Source organism: Kribbella sp. NPDC048928 (assembly GCF_043197975.1).
In the GTDB taxonomy this organism is placed as follows: Bacteria; Actinomycetota; Actinomycetes; order Propionibacteriales; family Kribbellaceae; genus Kribbella.
Genome location: NZ_JBICUC010000010.1, coordinates 177,690 through 194,105, shown reverse-complemented (window position 1 = coordinate 194,105; position 16,416 = coordinate 177,690). Strand labels below are relative to the sequence as shown.

General features: G+C 69.0%; 13 protein-coding genes. 8 read left to right on the top strand and 5 right to left on the bottom strand.

What is annotated here, in order from left to right:
• Window positions 1–69 precede the first annotated feature (69 nt).
• Both ACGFI6_RS35930 and ACGFI6_RS35925 read right to left on the bottom strand, forming a co-directional pair.
• Window positions 70–798, bottom strand: coding sequence for an SDR family oxidoreductase (locus ACGFI6_RS35930; protein ID WP_393126720.1), 729 nt, complete (start codon window positions 796–798; stop codon window positions 70–72).
• Between the two features lie 12 nt (window positions 799–810).
• A complete protein-coding gene (locus ACGFI6_RS35925) occupies window positions 811–2,304 on the bottom strand; it encodes an MFS transporter (RefSeq protein ID WP_393126718.1) in 1,494 nt (497 codons plus the stop codon).
• Window positions 2,305–2,480: 176 nt separating this feature from the next.
• Here ACGFI6_RS35925 and ACGFI6_RS35920 point away from each other — a divergent pair, with 176 nt between their 5' ends.
• On the top strand, window positions 2,481–3,833 hold the full coding sequence (locus tag ACGFI6_RS35920; RefSeq protein WP_393126716.1) for a dihydrolipoyl dehydrogenase family protein: 1,353 nt from the start codon (window positions 2,481–2,483) through the stop codon (window positions 3,831–3,833).
• Here ACGFI6_RS35920 and ACGFI6_RS35915 read toward each other — a convergent pair.
• Window positions 3,830–4,594, bottom strand: a complete 765-nt coding sequence (locus ACGFI6_RS35915) for a sulfite exporter TauE/SafE family protein (RefSeq protein ID WP_393126714.1) — start codon at window positions 4,592–4,594, stop codon at window positions 3,830–3,832. The two genes, ACGFI6_RS35920 and ACGFI6_RS35915, sit on opposite strands and share 4 nt — an antisense overlap.
• On the bottom strand, window positions 4,591–5,292 hold the full coding sequence (locus ACGFI6_RS35910) for a FadR/GntR family transcriptional regulator (RefSeq protein WP_393126712.1): 702 nt from the start codon (window positions 5,290–5,292) through the stop codon (window positions 4,591–4,593). Before ACGFI6_RS35910 ends, ACGFI6_RS35915 begins: the two co-directional genes overlap by 4 nt.
• A gap of 113 nt (window positions 5,293–5,405) precedes the next feature.
• Here ACGFI6_RS35910 and ACGFI6_RS35905 point away from each other — a divergent pair, with 113 nt between their 5' ends.
• Genes ACGFI6_RS35905 through ACGFI6_RS35895 form a run of 3 tightly spaced genes read left to right on the top strand, consistent with a single transcriptional unit; the run spans window position 5,406 to window position 9,255 of the window.
• On the top strand, window positions 5,406–6,725 hold the full coding sequence (locus ACGFI6_RS35905; protein WP_393126710.1) for an SLC13 family permease: 1,320 nt from the start codon (window positions 5,406–5,408) through the stop codon (window positions 6,723–6,725).
• Between the two features lie 5 nt (window positions 6,726–6,730).
• Window positions 6,731–7,876, top strand: coding sequence for a CaiB/BaiF CoA transferase family protein (locus tag ACGFI6_RS35900; protein WP_393126708.1), 1,146 nt, complete (start codon window positions 6,731–6,733; stop codon window positions 7,874–7,876).
• A complete protein-coding gene (locus tag ACGFI6_RS35895) occupies window positions 7,873–9,255 on the top strand; it encodes a carboxyl transferase domain-containing protein (protein WP_393126706.1) in 1,383 nt (460 codons plus the stop codon). The genes ACGFI6_RS35900 and ACGFI6_RS35895 overlap by 4 nt, the downstream gene beginning before the upstream one ends.
• Here ACGFI6_RS35895 and ACGFI6_RS35890 read toward each other — a convergent pair.
• A complete protein-coding gene (locus ACGFI6_RS35890; RefSeq protein WP_393126704.1) occupies window positions 9,244–11,844 on the bottom strand; it encodes a family 78 glycoside hydrolase catalytic domain in 2,601 nt (866 codons plus the stop codon). The two genes, ACGFI6_RS35895 and ACGFI6_RS35890, sit on opposite strands and share 12 nt — an antisense overlap.
• Window positions 11,845–11,989: 145 nt before the next feature.
• Here ACGFI6_RS35890 and ACGFI6_RS35885 point away from each other — a divergent pair, with 145 nt between their 5' ends.
• The 4 genes from ACGFI6_RS35885 (at window position 11,990) to ACGFI6_RS35870 (ending at window position 16,413) form a co-directional block, all read left to right on the top strand.
• A complete protein-coding gene (locus ACGFI6_RS35885; protein WP_393126702.1) occupies window positions 11,990–13,036 on the top strand; it encodes a LacI family DNA-binding transcriptional regulator in 1,047 nt (348 codons plus the stop codon).
• A gap of 190 nt (window positions 13,037–13,226) precedes the next feature.
• The gene (locus tag ACGFI6_RS35880; protein ID WP_393126700.1) at window positions 13,227–14,567 is read left to right on the top strand and encodes an extracellular solute-binding protein; all 1,341 of its coding nucleotides are present in this window, start codon (window positions 13,227–13,229) and stop codon (window positions 14,565–14,567) included.
• A gap of 197 nt (window positions 14,568–14,764) precedes the next feature.
• Window positions 14,765–15,586: a carbohydrate ABC transporter permease gene (locus ACGFI6_RS35875; protein ID WP_393126698.1), complete on the top strand. Its 822-nt coding sequence runs from the start codon at window positions 14,765–14,767 to the stop codon at window positions 15,584–15,586.
• Window positions 15,586–16,413, top strand: a complete 828-nt coding sequence (locus tag ACGFI6_RS35870) for a carbohydrate ABC transporter permease (RefSeq protein WP_393126696.1) — start codon at window positions 15,586–15,588, stop codon at window positions 16,411–16,413. The genes ACGFI6_RS35875 and ACGFI6_RS35870 overlap by 1 nt, the downstream gene beginning before the upstream one ends.
• The last annotated feature ends 3 nt before the right edge of the window (window positions 16,414–16,416 follow it).

Sequence of the window (16,416 nt, the reverse complement as noted above, 5' to 3'; positions counted from 1 at the left end):
GCCGGTTCCGGCAGTTTCCGAACCAAGTCCGCCCCGCCAACGTCCCCGGGCCGTCAACCACCCAGCGGTCTAGCTCGGTAGGAGTTGCTGGCCGCCGTCGACGTCGTAGGTCGCGCCCGTCAGGGACGAGTTCGTCATCAGGTGCAGGACCAGCGCCGCCACATCGTCCGGACCGACCACGCGCCGGATCGGCAACGTCGCTTCCAGATCGGCTCGGCGCCGGTCGAGCTGATCGCCGAGCAGCCGCGCCGACAGCGGTGTGTCGACGAAGCCGGCCGCGACGGCGTTCACCCGGATCGGCGCGAGCTCGAGAGCAGCGTTCGCGGCAATCGCCGGCACCGCGCCTGCGCTGATGGCCGCCAGGCTCAGCCCGACCCCCGCATGCCGCGCGCCCGTTCCGCTGATCAGCGTGAGGGACCCGCCCGCCCGAACCCGGCCGATGCACAGCCGCGCGATGCGGAGCGCGCCGATCAGGTGCTCGCCGAGCGCACGTTGCGCCCGATCGAAGTCCAGCTCCGCGATCGGTGCGTAGAACGGACCGCCACCGCTGACCAGGACATGGTCGAGCCGAGCCGGTAGCTCCGCGAACACCTGCTCGAGCCGCGCCGGATCACCGAGGTCCAGCGCCGGAGCGCTCTCGGCGCCGACCTCTGCGGCGGCCTTGCCAAGGCGCTCCGGGTCGCGGCCGGTGATGACGATCCGGGCGCCCGCCGCGCGGGCCTGCTGGGCCGTGGACAGCCCGATGCCCGAACTTCCGCCGATCACGACCACGACCTGCCCATCCAGACTGCCGGTCATCGTGCTCTCCATTCAGTGTGAGGGTGAGGAGACAGGTACCGCACATCCGTGAACGCGCGGAGTCGCCGGCAGATGCGCCGCCGGTGTGCGGCCGCGGGCGACGTACAGCGAAGTGATCACGGCGGCGACAACGCTCAGACCGGCCATCACCAGCATCGCGGTCTGGTAGTTGCGTGCGAGTGGCTGTACGAGTTCGTCCGAGCCACCGACGCCGAGAAGGGCCGGAAGGAGCGCGACGAGTACGACGCCACCAACTCGCGATGCCGCGTCGTTGACCGCCGACGCCTCGCCGAGGTCGGCATCATCGACAGCGGCCAGTACGCCCGCGGTGAGCGGCGCGACAGTCAGGCCGATGCCGAGACCCCACAGCAGCGCGCCCGGGAGGATCGCCTGCAGGTAGCTCTGACCGGGTTGGGCCGCGGAGAGCCAGGCGAACCCGCCGGCGACGATCAGGATGCCGGCACTCATCGGTCCCCGAACACCGACGCGCGCGACGATGCCGCCGACGAACGGAGACACGATCAGGAAGACCGCGGACTCGGGGATGAGCGCGGCCCCTGCCTGCGTGGCGGTATAACCGAGCTGCAACTGACACTGCAGGACGACCAGATAGCTGGCCGCCGACAACGCACCGTAGAAGAGAAGCGTCGCCGCGTTGATCGCGACGAACTGCCGGATCCGGAACAGCGCCGTACGCAGCATGGGCGCCGTCAACCGTTGCTCGACCGGGATCAGCGCGGCCAGGCAGACCACCCCGATGACACCCGGCACCAGCACCGCGGCACTCCCCCAGCCCGATGCAGGTCCTGCCGTCAGCGCGTAGATCACCCCACCAAGTCCGAGAACGGTCAGCAGGGCACCGGCGACGTCGACCGAGAGCGCCCGGAGCGGCCGGCTCACTTCCGGTACGCCGCGAAGCACGAGCAACGCCGCCACGATCAGCGGGACGTTCAGCAGGAACACGTACCGCCAAGAGACGTGGTCGACCAGCCAGCCGCCGCCGTACGGGCCGAGCGTCGTACCGAGCGTCGAAAGTCCCGCCCAGACACCGATGCCCTTGGCCCGGTCGGCCGGTCGCAACGTTCCGTTGAGCAGGGCGAGGCTGCTGGGCACGACCATCGCTCCGCCGATTCCCTGCAGTACGCGGGCGGCGATCAGCGCCGTGACGTTCGGCGCGATCGCGCAACACACCGAGGCAATCAGCATGACGACGAGCCCCGCGACCAGGATCCGGCGCCAGCCGAAGTGATCAGCAAGCGCACCGGCGAGCAGGAGCAGCGACGCGACCGTCACGAGGTACCCGGTCAGCACCCACTGCAGCCCGCTCACCCCGGTCCCGAGATCACGTCCGATGGCCGGGATCGCGACGTTGATCATGTACGCATCGATGAAGCCGACCATCGACGCAAGCACGGTCGCGGCAACGAGCAACGCCCCAGCGCCGCCGCGCAACGCGATCCCCTGGTACGCCGCCCCGCCCACCGACCGCTCGTCCCTCGCCGTCATGTCGTGCCTCCAGGTGATGGCTGCTCCGGATCCACGATCCGCCGAGTGGCGCCGGAACGACCCCCGTGGGAGTCCCTGGTCTGTCGTGACCAGGGACATTCACTGGGCTGCGGGCGCCCGCCGGCGCGTCAGTCTGAGGGCGGGTCGGTCTGGAGGCGGGGCGAAGGGAGTGCGCGATGGACAGGAACCGCGAGTACGACGCGATCGTGCTCGGAGCGGGTGCGCCGGGCGAGCACTGTGCTGCGACGCTGGCCAAGGGCGGCGCGCGGGTCGCCGTCGTCGAGCGCGAACTGCTCGGTGGCGAGTGCTCGTACTGGGCGTGCATCCCGTCGAAGACCCTGCTGCGGCCCGGGGAGGCGTTGGCCGCGGCGCTCGACGCGCCCGGTGCCCGCGAGGCCGTCACCGGGAGCCTCGACGTCCCAGCGGCGTTGGGCTGGCGGGACTTCATGGTCTCCAGCTACGACGACTCCGGTCAGGTCTCGTGGGCCAAGAGCGCCGGCATCGACGTACTGCGTGGCTACGGCAGGCTGGCGGGCCCGCACACGGTGGCCGTCGACCAGCAGCTCTACAGCGCAGAGTCGATCGTGATCGCGACCGGCGCGGACCCGGTGATCCCGCCCGTCCCCGGGCTGCAGGATCTGCCTGGCGTCTGGACCAATCGCGATGTCACCGGGCTGGTCGACGTACCGGACCGGCTGCTCGTCCTCGGCGGCGGCGCGACGGGCGTCGAGATGAGCCAGGCGCTCGCGCGGATGGGTGCCACTGTCACCCTGCTCGAACGCAGCGCACATCTCCTGCCCCGGGAACCACGAGCCGTCGGCGAGGCGGTCGCGAGCGCACTCGCGGCGGACAACGTCGACGTACGCGTCGGGACGGGCGCGGAACGCGTGACGCTCACCGGAGCGACGTACGTCATCGCGCTCAGCGACGGCACCCAGGTGACGGGCGACCGGATCCTGGTCGCAACCGGCCGCCGGCCGCGGGTCGGCGCGATCGGGCTGGAGACCGTCGGCATCGAGGCGAACCCGCGCGGCATCCCGGTCGACGGCACCCTCCTGGCCGGCCCCGGCATCTGGGCGATCGGCGACGTTACGGGCCTGTGGCAACTAACGCATGTCGGCGAGTACCAGGGGCGGGTCGCGGCGAGCAACATCCTCGGCAAGCCACGGACAGCGGACTACGCGGCGGTCCCCCGCGTCGTGTACTGCGATCCGCAGGCCGCGTCCGTCGGCGCTGCGGACGGCCAATTCGTGAGTACGATCCAGCTCTCCGGAGTGGCGCGTACGGCGACGTACCTACGCTCGTACGACACCCGCCCCGGCTTCCTCACGCTCGTCTCGGACGGAACGGTGATCACCGGCGCGTACGCAGTCGGGCCCGAAGCCGGCGAATGGCTGCAGCAAGCCACCCTCGCGATCCGCGCGAAGGTCCCGCTGCCGACGCTCCTCGACGTCATCCAGCCGTTCCCCACCTTCTCCGAAGCCATCCTCCAAGCCCTCCGCGACCTCGAAGCCCAGATCGGGAGCTAGCGGAGCATCAGGACGGCTGCGGTGATGCCGGCGATCACGATCAGGATCCGGAGGAGGGTGCTCGGGAGCCGGCGGCCGATGTGGGAGCCGACGTAGCCGCCGGCGACCGAGCCGATGGCGAGCAGCGCGATCGCGGTCGGATTCAGATCGGCGATGAAGATGAAGATGATGCTGGCGACCAGGTTCGCGGCCAGCAGCGACAGGGTTTTCAGGCCGTTCAGTACGCGGAGCTCGAGGTCCAGACCGAGGGCGAGCACGGCCATCATCATCACGCCCGCACCGGCGCCGAAGTAGCCCCCGTACACGCCGGTCAGCGCGGCGAAGGCGGTCGTTGCCGGCGTCATCGTGGTCCGGGTCTCCTGCGGGCCGTTGCGCCGGGACCGGAGCCAGCGCGAGATCCACGGCTGTACGCCGACGAGCAGGCAGGTGAACAGGATCAGCCACGGCGCCGCCGCCGCGAACACGCCCGCAGGCAGGGCGAGCAGCAGTACGGCGCCGCCGATCGCGCCGATCGCACAGGTCAGTACGACCGCGATCGTGGTCGGCCGGGACACCTCACGCAGCTCGCGGCGGTAGCCGAACGAGCCGCTCAACGCGCCGGGCAGCAGGCCGATGGTGTTGGAGGCGTTCGCGACCACCGGCGGGATCCCGAGCGCGATCAACGCCGGGAAACTGATCAGCGACGCGACGCCGACGGTCGACGTGAGCACGCCGGCACCGAGCCCGGCCGCGATGATCGCCAGGTGCTCGGCGCCTGTCACGTCCGATCCCGCAGCAGTGCCACGTCGGACACCAGCATCACGTGCTCGTGCATGGCCTGCGCGGCCGCATCCGGATCCCCGGCGCCGATGGCGTCCGCCACCTTGCGATGGCCGGCCAGCGATTCGCGCGGGCGCCCCGGCTGGGACAGCGACTCCAGCCGGGTCTCCCGGATCAGGTCGTGGATGGCGCCCATCATCTGCGTCAGCAACTCCGACCGCGCCGCCGCCGTCACCGCTCCGTGGAACGCCTCGTCGGCCTCCACGCCGCGGCCGCCGGCGTCGATGTCGCTCTCCATTGCTGCCAGCGCCGCGCGGATCGCAGCCAGGTCGCCCTCGGTACGGCGTGCCGCCGCCAGCGCGGCCAGCTTCGACTCGAGGGCGTCCCGGGCCTCGATGATCTCGGGCAGCCGGTCGGCGTGCGCGCGGATCGCCTCGATCACCGGCGCCGTCCGGGCCCGCTCGGTCAGGACCGTACCGTCGCCGTGCCGGACCACCACCACACCGATCACCTCGAGCGCCACCAGCGCCTGGCTGAGCGTCGCGCGGCTGACCCCGAGCCGCTGCGCGAGCTCCCGCTCCGGCGGCAGCCGATCACCGGCGCGCAGGCCGTTCTCCGTGATCCAGGTGGTGATCTGATCGGCGACCTGCTCGTAGAGGCGGGACCGCAGTACCGGACGGGGTGGTGGCGGCGACTCCATGCCGACAGCTTATTGACAACCGGAACACTGGGCTATTGGCTAGGCCACTGATCCACCAGATGTGAGCTGTACCTCAGTCAGTACCATTCCCCCGCCCGGAAGAAGGACTCGACATGGGACCAGAGTGGGTTGCGATTCTGGCGCTCGTCGCGCTGTTCGTCGTCGGTACGGTCCTGCCGATCAACATGGGAGCGCTCGCGTACGTCGCGGCGTGGTTGGTCGGCGTCTACTCGTTGCACCTGAGTGAGAAGGAGATCCTGGCCGGGGTCAGTGGTGACCTGGTCCTGACCCTGATCGGCGTCACCTACCTGTTCGCGATCGCGAAGAACAACGGCACCGTCGACCTGATAGTCGCCAGCGCCGTCCGGGCCGTCGGCGGCCGGGTCGCGCTGATCCCGTGGGTGATGTTCGCGGTCACCGCGGTGCTCACCGCGATCGGCGCCGCCAGCCCGGCGGCCTGCGCGATCATCGGCCCGATCGCGCTCGGCTTCGCCGCGCGCTACAAGATCAACCCGTTGATGATGGGTATGTTCGTCGTACACGGCGCCCAGGCCGGCGGGTTCTCCCCGATCAGCATCTACGGCACGATCACCAACTCGGTGATGGCGGACGCCAAGCTGCCGTCCAGCGAGCTGACCGTCTTCTTGTCCAGCCTCGTCGTCAACCTGGTGATGGCGACGATCCTCTTCGTACTGTTCGGTGGCCGCAAGCTGATGGACCAGCGTGCCGACCTCAGCGACCAGGCAGGTCTGACCGAAGACCTGCACCACGGCGGCGCTACGGTCACCGCCCGCGGTACGGGCGCCTCAGCGCCGACCGGAACGCTTGCGCGTGGCGTCCAGCGGGACCAGTTGCTGACGCTGATCACGTTCGTCCTGGTCGCCGTGGTCGCTCTCGCGTTCGACAAGAACATCGGGTTCGTCGCGATCACCGCCGCCGTACTGCTCGCGATCCTGTCGCCGACCGAGCACAAGGACGCCATCAAGCAGGTCGCCTGGCCGACCGTCCTGCTCGTCGCCGGAGTCAGCACGTACGCCGCGGTGCTCACCGAATCCGGTGCGCCGCAGTTCGTCGGGAAATGGGCCGCGGGCCTCGGCGCCGCAATCATCGGCGCACTCGTCCTGTGCTACGTCGGCGGTGTGGTCTCGGCGTTCGCCTCGTCGACCGCGCTGCTCCCGGTGATCATCCCGATCGCCGTGCCGCTGATCGGCCACGGCGGGATCAGCGCCGGCTTCTTCGTGGCGGCGCTCGCGATCGCGTCGACCATCGTGGACGTCAGTCCGTTCTCCACCAACGGTGCGCTGATGCTTGCGAACCGGCCGGACACGATCGCGGAACCCGTGTACTACAAGCAGATTCTCACCTACAGCGCGATCGTGGTCGTGGTCGGTCCGCTGCTTGTCTGGGCGGCTCTCGTCCTGCCGGGTTGGTGACCTCGGTGCAGGGGCCGCTGAGCGGAGTACTGGTCGTGGACCTGACGCGCGCCTTGGCCGGGCCGCACGCGACCATGATGCTCGGCGACCTCGGCGCACGGGTGATCAAGGTCGAGGCTCCCGGCCGCGGGGACGACACCCGCGGCTGGGGGCCGCCGTTCGCCGGTGACGAGTCGACGTACTTCCTGTCCGCGAACCGCAACAAGGAGTCGATCGCGCTCGACCTGAAGGACGCCGCCGACCGGGACGTCGCGCTGCGGCTGATCGATCGCGCCGACGTCCTCGTGGAGAACTTCCGGACCGGAGTCCTCGAGCGGCTCGGTCTCGGCATCGACGTACTGCGAGAACGCAACCCGCAATTGGTCGTGCTGTCGATCACAGGCTTCGGCCACGACGGCCCCGAAGGTGGACGGGCCGGCTACGACCAGATCGCGCAGGGTGAGGCCGGCTTGATGTCGTTGACGGGTTCGGGGCCGGACGATCCGCAGCGGGTCGGCGTACCGATCGGTGACCTGCTGGCCGGGATGTACGGCGCGTACGGCGTCGTCGCGGCACTCCACGAACGCTCGGCGACCGGAGTCGGTACGACCATCCGTACGTCATTGCTCGCGGCAATCGTCGGCGTGCATGCCTTTCAGGGCACGCGCTACACCGTTGCGGGCGAGGTCGGCGTGGCCCAGGGCAACCACCATCCGTCGATCGCGCCGTACGGGCTGTTCCACTGCGCGGACGGCGCTGTGCAGATCGCGGTCGGCAGTGAGGGCCTGTGGCAACGGTTCGCCGAGGCATTCGCGCTGGAGGTCGACGGGCTGACGACCAACGCCGATCGGGTCGCGCACCGGGACCGGCTGATCGCGGTGATCGAGGAAGCCTTCACTGGTCTGACCAGCGAAGAGCTCCTCGCGAAACTTGCCGACGCGGGGGTTCCCGCCGGCCGGGTACGGGCGCTGGACGAGGTTTACACATGGGATCAGACCGCCAGCCAGGGCCTGCTCATCGACGTCGACCACAGCACGCTCGGACCGCTCCGGCTGCCCGGTCCGCCGCTGCGGTTCTTCGACGGCGAGCAGGAACGGACGCCCGGTGATCACCGGCCGCCGCCGACGCTCGACGAGCACGGTCCCGCGATCCGCGCCTGGCTGGACCGATGAGTGCGCACGGGCTGATCGACGCGGTGCTCGATGCCGGCTCGTTCGAGTCCTGGGACCGGCCGGGGACCCAATCGGCTGACGCCATGTATCAGCAGCAACTGGAACGCGCCGCCGAGCGGGCCGGCACGGACGAGTCCGTGATCACCGGTCGCGGCACGGTCCGCGGCCGGCAACTCGCCGTACTCGCCGGGGAGTTCGCGTTCCTGGCCGGATCGATCGGCCGCGTCGCCGCCGAGCGCATCACCGCCGCGGTCCGGCGGGCCACCGCGGAACGGCTGCCGATCGTCGCCTCGACCGCGTCCGGCGGGACCCGGATGCAGGAGGGCGCCACCGCCTTCGTCGAGATGATCACGATCTCCAGGGCCCTGATGGACCATCGCGCCGCGGGTCTCCCCTATCTCGTACATCTCAGGCATCCGACGACCGGCGGGGTGTTCGCGTCCTGGGGCTCGCTCGGCCACGTCACGGTCGCCGAACCCGGTGCCCTGATCGGCTTCCTGGGGCCGAAGGTCTACCAGGCCCTGCACGGCAAACCGTTCCCCGCCGGCATCCAGACCGCGGAGAACCTCGCCGCACACGGCGTCATCGACGGCGTCGTGGAGACCGAAGACCTTCCGTTCCTGCTCGATCGCGCGCTCGGCATCCTGGTCGACTCGCCGGTCGCGCCGACCCTCCCCCGGCGGACCGGCGCTGCCGGACCGGTCGATGCCTGGACCTCGGTCCTGCGGACACGACGGGCGGACCGCGCCGGCGTCCGCGACCTCCTCCGGTACGGCGCGACCGGAACCGTACGGCTCACCGAGCCCGACGCGGCCGTTCTCGTCGCGCTCACGCGGATCGATGGTCGCCCTTGTGTCCTGGTCGGCCAGGACCGTTCACAGACCAAGCCGATGGGACCGGCCGCCCTCCGCCAGGCGCGCCGCGGCATGAACCTCGCCCAGAGCATCGGCCTCCCGCTCGTCACGGTCGTCGACACCGCGGGCGCCGAGCTCTCCCCGGCCGCGGAGGAAGGCGGGCTCGCCGGCGAGATCGCGCAGTGCATCTCCACCATGACGACGCTGACGGTTCCAACGCTGTCCGTACTCGTCGGCCAAGGCGCCGGCGGCGGTGCACTGGCGTTGCTCCCGGCAACCACCGTGATCGCCGCCGAACACGCCTGGCTCGCCCCGCTCCCGCCCGAAGGCGCCAGCGCCATCGTCTACCGCGACACCACCCACGCTCCCGAGCTCGCCACCGCGCAGCGCATCACCGCGCCCGATCTGCACGCGTCCAGCACGATCGACCATCTGGTCCCCGAACATGCCGCCGACACGGCAGAGACCCTCGCCCTGGCAATCGCCGCCGAGTGCGCGGCCCACCTGACACGCTCAGCGCACTGAAGTACGGAAGTGATAGGTGCCGGACCCGACCCCGAACACCGCCCGATCGCCATCCACCCGGACGAAGTCTGAACCGGCCGCCGTGACCTCCTGCGCAGCGGCAGCCGGAACGAAGACCTCCGCTGTGGTGTTGACCGGAATCGTGACGGTCAGGTGCAATCCATCGTCCTGCCGGCGCCACTGCGATCCGACGACGCCGTGGACCGTACGGACCGACGCCGACACCTCATCCAGCCCGGCCGGAACGTGCGGCCGGATCGCGATCCGCGCGTAGCCGGGCGCGGCCGGTCTGATCCCCGCGAGATCGCGGTAGAACCAGCCCTCGATGCTGCCGAGGAAGGCGTGGTCGCGAGACCGGGTGTTGGTCTCCCACGCCTCCCACAAGGTGGTGGCGCCGTTCTCGATCCAGAAGCCCCAGCTCGGGTACGTCCGTTGAGTGGCGACGGCGAACGCGACATCGACGTGCCCATGCGCCGTGAGCGCCGGCAGAAGTTCCTTGGTGCCCGCATGGCCGGTGTTCAGATGGTTGCCCCTGGCCCGCACATCGGCCACCAGATTCTCGACCACCCGGTCGACCTGGTCTGCCGGCACCAGGCCGAAGGACAGTGGCACCGCGTTGGAGGTCTGCCGGTAGCCGACCTCACGATCGGTCCGATAGACGCCGGCCGAGCGGTCGAAGAACTTCGCATCGAAAGCAGCGGCGATCCGGCTCGCGAGTTCGCGGTACCGCGTCGCATCGTCCTCACGCCCGAGTTCGTCGGCCGCCGCGGCCAGCACACCGACGTACCGGTAGAAGTAGGCGGTCGCGGTGAGCTGCGCGCCTTCCGGCGGCCACGGGAAGGTCCCGGAGGTGGCCGGCGACACCCAGTCGCCGTAGAACCCCTGCTGGATCAGCCCGTCCGAGGAACTCGTCAGATAGTCGACGTACCGGGCCATCGAGTCGTAGCTCAGCTCGAGAACGTCGCGGTCGCCGTAGTCCTGGAACAGCTGCCACGGAAGGTCGACGATGACCCCTGCCCAGATCGGGTCCGTGTAGGCCGCGGGGTCCGGGTTCGGCGACAACTCGACACCGGCACCGTCGGAGGTCTGGCCGTCCTGGATGGTTCTCAGCCAGTTGCGGTAGAACCGATGCATCCCGAAGTTGTCGATGGTTGCCGGGAGCAACACGTTGACGTCGCCGAGCCAGCCGCGCTTCTCGAAGATCGGAGTGTCGGTCATCACCGAGTGCAGGTTGTTGAGGATCGTCCGCCGGCTGATCTCGTGGATGCTGTTCAGTGTCGGCGCGGAGCAACTGAAGCTCCCGGTGGACTGCACCTCGCTGTGCACGACCTGTGCCAGTACGTCGTCGACCGTAGGGACGCCCGGGTAGCCGTCGACCTGGACGTACTGGAAGCCCTTGTAGCTGAAGCTCGGCTCCCATATCTCCGTCGCGTTGCCGCTCAGTACGTACCGATCGGTCTGGATCGCGCCGTTCGTCAGGCCGGCATCACCACGATTGTCGACCGTGCCGTCGGGGTGGAGCGTCTCGCCGTACCGCAGCGTGACCTCGGTGCCTGCCGGACCGGCCACCCGCAGCCGGATCCAGCCAGCGGTCACCACCGGGTACTTGAACACGTAGCTGCCGGCCGACGGACTAGTGATCTCAATGGCTCGCAATGTGTCGGCCACCCGGATCGGCTCCATCAACTGCGGGCGGAGCTGGGACGTCGGGGCCGCCACCTCCGCGGCGCGCCGCCACTCGCTCGCATCGAAGCCCGGGCGATCCCAGCCCGTCTGGACCAGGCGGGCGTCGTACGTCTCACCCAGGTAGACCGAGTCGCGCGTGGTCGGGCCGCCGCTCACCAGCCAGTCGGTGTCGCTTACGACCACGTCCCGGCTGCCGTCCCGGTACTCGACCTGCAGCTTGAGCCGCAGCCGTGGACTTCCCAGCCACGGCGCCGACCCCCAGTACTTCGTGTCCTCGGGCGACAGCCCGTAGAACCCACGGCCGAGAGTCACCCCCAGCACATGCGGGCCCTGCGCCTGGACCGCGGCAGTCACGTCATGAGTCGTGTACAACGCCGACTTGTCATAACTGGTGACGCCCGGGTCGAGCACGTTCTCAGTGACGCGCGCGCCGTCGATCATCAGCACGTGGTACCCCAGGCCGCACAAGTAGACCCGCGCCCGTACGACCTCCCCACGAACGGCGAACTCTCGCCGCAGTTGAGGGCTACCGTCCTCGAACCCGCCGATCCACCGAGCCCCTGCCCAGTCCGAGTCGTCGAACAGTCCGGTCTCCCAGTACGCCCGCGCACTCCACGGGGACGGGTCGCCGTTCTGATCCCAGCACCGCACCCGCCAGTGGTATCTCGTGCCCGCGGTCAGCTCCGGACCGTCGTACCGAACGCCTACTGACTGCGATGACCGGATGACGCCGCTGTCCCAGACATCTGCGACCTCGACCTGATAGGCGCTCTGCGAGAACCCAGGCCCGGCGGACTCGAGCAGCCACGTCAGCCGTGGGCGGGGACCGTCGATGCCGATCGGGTTGTCCGCGTGCTCGGTGAACAGCTCGGACACGGTCAGTCCCGGCCCGCTCTTGGTCATCGCGCCACGCTAGGTCATCGCGATGGACGGTCCAACCGACCTGTCCGGTTCTGGACGCGCGGTGCACTCGGCGTACCGGGTCGGCAGTTCTGTCCGGCTTATGATGGGCAGTCAGCGCTGCAGGAGAAGGTGAGAGAGGAACGACGTGGCCGGGCGAGTCGGAATTCGCGAGGTGGCTGCCCGCGCAAATGTGTCCGTCGGTACGGTCTCGCACGTACTCAACCGGCCCGAGCTGGTCTCGAGTGCCACGCTGGAGCGCGTGCTCGCGACGATGGACGAGCTCGGCTTCGTACGCAACGATCTCGCCCGGCAGCTCAAGATGGGCGGCGGCACCACGCTCGGCATGATCGTGCTGAACGTGGCCAACCCGTTCTTCGCCGATCTGGCGCACGCCTGCGAGAGCGCGGCCGAGGCCAACGGGCACACCATCATCCTCGGCAGCAGCGATCAGCTGGGCCGTCGCGAGGACCGCTACATCGAGCTGTTCGAGGAGCAGCGCGTCAGCGGCATGATCATCGCCCCCCTGGCGGGCGAGACCGCGCGGATCCAGCACGTGATCCGGCGCGGCATGCCCGTCGTACTTTTCGACATCCATGCGGTCGACGGAGACTTCTGCTCGCTGGCGCTCGACGGCGACGCCGGCGGGTATCTCGCGGTCCGGCATCTGCTCGACACCGGACGGCGGCGGATCGCGTTCGTCGGCGGCCCCCTCCATCAGGTCGAGGACAGATGGAACGGCGCCTTGCGCGCCACCGCCGAGGTCAAGGGCGCGACCCTCACCCACATCGACACCGAGGACCAGACGATCGCCGACGGCCGGGCGGTCGGCGACGTCCTGGCCACCAAGGGACCGCGGTCCCGGCCCGACGGGGTCTTCGCGGCGAACGACCTGCTGGCTCTCGGCCTGATGCAGTCGCTCCTGATTGCCGACGGCATCGAGGTTCCGCGCGACGTCGCCATCGTCGGGTACGACGACATCGCCTACGCGGCGTCCGCCGCCGTGCCACTGACCACCGTGCGGCAGCCGAAGGAAGCGCTGGCAGCAGAGGCGGTTCGCCTGGTGCTGGACCATGTCGCGAACGGCGGCGGGCACGTCCACGAGCACTCCCTGCTGCCACCCGAGCTGATCGTCCGGGCCAGCACCGGCGGCCGGCCGGCACGCTCCCCCAGGCGTGGAGCACGGGCCCGCTAACTCGTCCGGCCGTCTTCGGCATCCGCCCTTGACAAGGTTATCCAGCCACGCCCAGTATGGCCTGAAAGCTTTCAATCTGAAAGCTTTCAATCTCGGTGAATGTGCCCGGAAACCGGTCGGAGTGCACGCTCATCGCTGGGTTGAGTCATGCATTCATGCTGGATTCAGATCAACCGAAGGAAAGCCGACAATGACGTTACGCACAGCGCGTCACCGGGTGGTTGTTGCCGTCGCCGCAGCCGTCATGTTCACCGTGCTCGCGGCCTGCGGCGGAAACGCGGCCTCCAGCTCCGGAGGCGCCGGGAAAGTCGACGGAAGTTCCATCGTCCTGACCACGATCACCGCCCTCGAGCCACAGTTCAAGAAGTACGCGGATGCGTACATGAAAGCGTTCCCCGACCGGAAGGTCGAGGTGCGCAGTACCACCGACAAGGCCGACGAGTACGCCCAGCAGCTGGCGACCGCCCGGCTGAGCGGTGAACTGCCCGACGTCTTCTTCAACGTGGACTTCCTGGCCGACACGCTCGCGACCGACAACGTCACGCTCGACCTGGCACCAGGACTGAAGGACGGCAAGCTCCACGGTCTCAAGGAGGACTCCTTCCTGCCGCAGTTCCTCGGTCAGTACCGGCCGCTCGCGAAGCCCGAGCAGATCACCGGGCTCCCGGTGAGCGCGGACTCCGTGGGCCTGTTCTACAACAAGACCCTGTTCGACCAGCTCGGCGTGAAGGAGTACCCGAAGGCCGACTGGACCTGGGACGACATGCTCCGGGTGGCGGCCGAGATCCAGACGAAGTCCGGCGGCCGGATCACGGGCATCGGCGCTCCCCTGGGCGACGGCACCGCACAGATCGTCTACGGACCCGTCATCAAGGCGTACGGTGGCTCCGTCTACGACCCCGCCACGCACAAGTCCGGCATCGGGCAGCCGGCCGCCCAGAAGGCGTGGAAGCTGCTCCTGAGCGCCTACGGGAAGGCCTCCGGGCCGTACAGCGCGACGGCGAACGACCCGAAGGCCAGCTTCGGCTCCGGGAAGGTCGCGATGGCGATCGCCTCCCGGGCCACCATCCCGCAGACCAAGACGTCGCTGGGCAAGGCGAACTGGGACGTCCAGGTGCTCCCGACGATCGAGGGCAAGTCGACGGCCGGCGGTGGCTCGTACGGCCTGTCGATCGCACAGACCAGCAAGAACCAGGACGCGGCGTGGGCGTTCCTGAGCTGGTTCTACGACACCAGCGCGGGCATGAAGGTCGCCCAGGACGTCGGCGGCGTCATCCCGCCGACCGCCGACGGCATCGACAACGGCACCTGGAAGGACGGCACCCCGCCGCCGGCGAACATCGCCATCTTCGGCAAGTCGGCGCGCACCGCGGTGCTCCTCGCGCAACTCCCGGGCTCGTCGTCGACCACCATGCAGGCGGCCACGAAGAAGGCGACCCAGGAAGTGCTGCTGAAGGGCCGCTCGATCGCGGACGCGTTCGGTGAGGCCGAGGCGACCGTCAACGCCGCCATCGAGAAGCAGAGCAAATAGACAGCACGCCGGGGCGGGAGACATTTCCCGCCCCGGCGGTTCGATCTTATCGGAGGTCCCGGGTGTCGACCCCAATTCTTGACGTTTCACTATCTCGACCCGGCGCGGAGAAACGGCCGGGTCCGGCCGACGATCCGGGCCACCGGCGCGGTAAACACCTCGATGCGCTCACGGCGGCCGCATTTCTCACGCCCGGAATGCTGGCGTTCGCGCTCTTCGTCATTCTTCCCGCCCTCGGCGGCCTGGCGCTGACGTTCTTTCAATGGGACCTCTTCGGCACCCCGAAATGGGTCGGGCTGGCGAATGTGAGCCGCCTGTTCGGGGACGCCGACATGTGGCACGCGCTCGGCGTCACCGTACTGTTCGTCGTGATGGGCGTCGTCCCGACAACGCTGATCGGCTTCGTACTGGCCGTTCTCATCAATACGAAAATGCCGGGTGTCGGTGTCATCCGGGTGTTCTACTTCGCGCCGATGATCGCCTCGGCCGCGGTCTCCTCGCTGATCTGGGTCAACCTGTACAACTCCAAGGGCCTGGTCAACCAGGTGCTCGCCTGGGTCGGCGTCGACGGCCCGAACTGGCTGTCCGACCTGACCTGGGCACGTCCCGCGCTCGTCGTCATGATGATCTGGAGCGGCCTGCCGCTCGTCATCATCTTGTACCTCGCCGGCCTCCAGCGGGTACCGGAAGACATCTACGCCGCCGCGTCGCTCGACGGCGCCGGGAAGTGGCGCCAGGTCTGGTCGATGACCTGGCCGAACGTCCGGGGCACGACGCTGCTGATCACGGTCCTGCAGGCGGTCGGCTTCGTCAGCGGGTCGTTCGAGGTCGCGCTGATCATGACCGACGGCGGTCCGCTCGGCACCACGCAGTCGCTTGCGCTCTATGCGTACAAGGTCGCCTTCGCCGAGCGGGACATCGGTTATGCGAGCGCCCTGTCGCTGTTCCAACTGGTTCTGATGGTCGCCGTGGTACTGCTCGTGCGCACGATCGTGCGCTTCCGAAGGGAGCACAACTGATGCGTACGTCTCGTCTGCACGGTGCCGTCCGGTACGTCGCGATCCTGCTCGGCGGACTGGTGATGGCGACGCCGCTGTTGTTCATGGTCACGAGTTCGCTGAAGTCCGGCGCCGAGGTCAATGCGTTCCCGCCGAAGCTGTTGCCCGACACACCGATCTGGGAGAACTTCGCCGAGGCCTGGAGGTATCTGACGCCCCAGGTCATCGCCAACACCTTCATCTTCAGCCTGGGCATCATCGGTCTCCAGCTGCTGCTGTCGCTGCCGGCCGCGTTCGCCCTCGCGAAGATCCCGTTCAAGTGGTCGGCGGCCATCCTCGGAATCCTGGTCGTGCCGATGATGATCCCGGGCAACCTGACCCTGATTCCGCTCTTCGTGATCACGTTCCAGCTCGGCTGGCTGAACACGTACGCGGGGCTCATCGTCCCGATGGCGGCCCAGTGCGCGTTCGCGATCCTGCTCTTCCGGCAGTTCTTCGCGAGCCTGCCGACCGGCCTCATCGAGGCGGCCCGGATCGACGGTGCGGGCTGGGGCCGGGTGCTGACCTCCATCGCCCTGCCGCTCGCGAGGCCGGCGCTCGCCACGTTCTGCTCGATCAGCTTCCTGACCGCGTGGAACATGTACATCTGGCCGCAGGTGATCGCCCCGAACCCGGCCAACCGGGTCATCAACGTCGCGCTGGCCCCGCTGGCGGGCGGCGAGAACTCTACGATCTCGCCGTCCGTCGGCCTGGCCGGCGGGGTGATCGCGATGCTGCCGGTGCTCATCGTGTTCATCGTCTTCCAGAAGTGGTACCTGAAGGGCATCGCCGGAACGGGTCTCGAGTAGGCC

Coding starts and splice junctions, on each gene's coding strand:
- ACGFI6_RS35930 (WP_393126720.1), bottom strand. CDS start 798: ATGACCGGCAGTCTGGATGGGCAGGTCGTGGTCGTGATCGGCGGAAGT.
- ACGFI6_RS35925 (WP_393126718.1), bottom strand. CDS start 2,304: ATGACGGCGAGGGACGAGCGGTCGGTGGGCGGGGCGGCGTACCAGGGG.
- ACGFI6_RS35875 (WP_393126698.1), top strand. CDS start 14,765: ATGCTGGCGTTCGCGCTCTTCGTCATTCTTCCCGCCCTCGGCGGCCTG.
- ACGFI6_RS35890 (WP_393126704.1), bottom strand. CDS start 11,844: ATGACCAAGAGCGGGCCGGGACTGACCGTGTCCGAGCTGTTCACCGAG.
- ACGFI6_RS35895 (WP_393126706.1), top strand. CDS start 7,873: ATGAGTGCGCACGGGCTGATCGACGCGGTGCTCGATGCCGGCTCGTTC.
- ACGFI6_RS35880 (WP_393126700.1), top strand. CDS start 13,227: ATGACGTTACGCACAGCGCGTCACCGGGTGGTTGTTGCCGTCGCCGCA.
- ACGFI6_RS35920 (WP_393126716.1), top strand. CDS start 2,481: ATGGACAGGAACCGCGAGTACGACGCGATCGTGCTCGGAGCGGGTGCG.
- ACGFI6_RS35905 (WP_393126710.1), top strand. CDS start 5,406: ATGGGACCAGAGTGGGTTGCGATTCTGGCGCTCGTCGCGCTGTTCGTC.
- ACGFI6_RS35870 (WP_393126696.1), top strand. CDS start 15,586: ATGCGTACGTCTCGTCTGCACGGTGCCGTCCGGTACGTCGCGATCCTG.
- ACGFI6_RS35910 (WP_393126712.1), bottom strand. CDS start 5,292: ATGGAGTCGCCGCCACCACCCCGTCCGGTACTGCGGTCCCGCCTCTAC.